Below are 915 nucleotides of genomic sequence, written 5' to 3' on the forward strand. Positions count from 1 at the left end.
CCTTATCGTCAATGTTTTCTGTTATTTTTCCTGAGAATGTACCCTCCAATTTAAATCCACCATCGATAGATACCACGTTGGTAATAGCAAACCTGCAGCTATTGAAGTTAGGCTCCAAATTGTTACTATTGTTATAGGTAAGGTAATTGGATATAAAGCAGGCGGGATCTTCCGGAGCGGTAAAATACATTCTTAACCCATCACTGTAAGTGTTGATAGATGTCGCAACAGGAGGGTAATCTGCGTTTAATATTTTGATTGAGAAGCCTTCTACAATACTGTAGTAATAACTATTGTCATTGGAAATGTTGCCAGTTAGAAGCAGGTTTACATCAGTCGCGTCCGTGGCAGGATAAGCGTATGAGTCCTGAAAATTGCTGGCGCCATCGCTATAGTAAGTGTATGGAACACCGTTAATTTCAAAAGCGAGATAATCCAGATTATCTGTTGACGGGATTTCATAAGCTACAGAAAAACTGATTTTATCAACTATGAGAGTTTCCCTTCTCTGCGGAGTTTGCATCTCGACTTGAGCAGCTTCACCTTTAATCACATAGCTGGTTTCACTTTTGTCAACAGAAGTTATCTTAAAAACACTCTCAGTTTCTGTAAAGGTGGTTGAGCCTATGAATTCTGTGCTAAGGAGTTCAGCGTCTACTTCACAGGTAGTTGAAAAGTTTCCTGATGCAAATGCATCTACCTGTGCTTCCCTGATTGTAAGTGCCATTATTTTTGTGTCAGTGGTGGCAGTTTCTAAAATAAAAGCTCGTTTTACCGGGGAGTACTCGGCTTTTGCCACTGTTAATTTTTTGGTTTCACCGCCAACGGTAATTTCAACAAACGAATCAATAGATTCGTTCTCGTCGTCGTTTTTACCGCAAGAGAAAAAAAATACTGCGATACATAGCAGTGCAA

The 915-nt window shown here is 39.8% G+C and carries 1 protein-coding gene; it reads right to left on the minus strand.

From position 1 onward, the window contains the following. The coding region (locus E1163_RS30160; RefSeq protein WP_185155883.1) for a hypothetical protein at positions 1-915 on the minus strand (915 nt) is incomplete at both ends.

The sequence above is a fragment of the Fulvivirga kasyanovii genome (assembly GCF_009711405.1).
Lineage (GTDB): Bacteria > Bacteroidota > Bacteroidia > Cytophagales > Cyclobacteriaceae > Fulvivirga > Fulvivirga kasyanovii.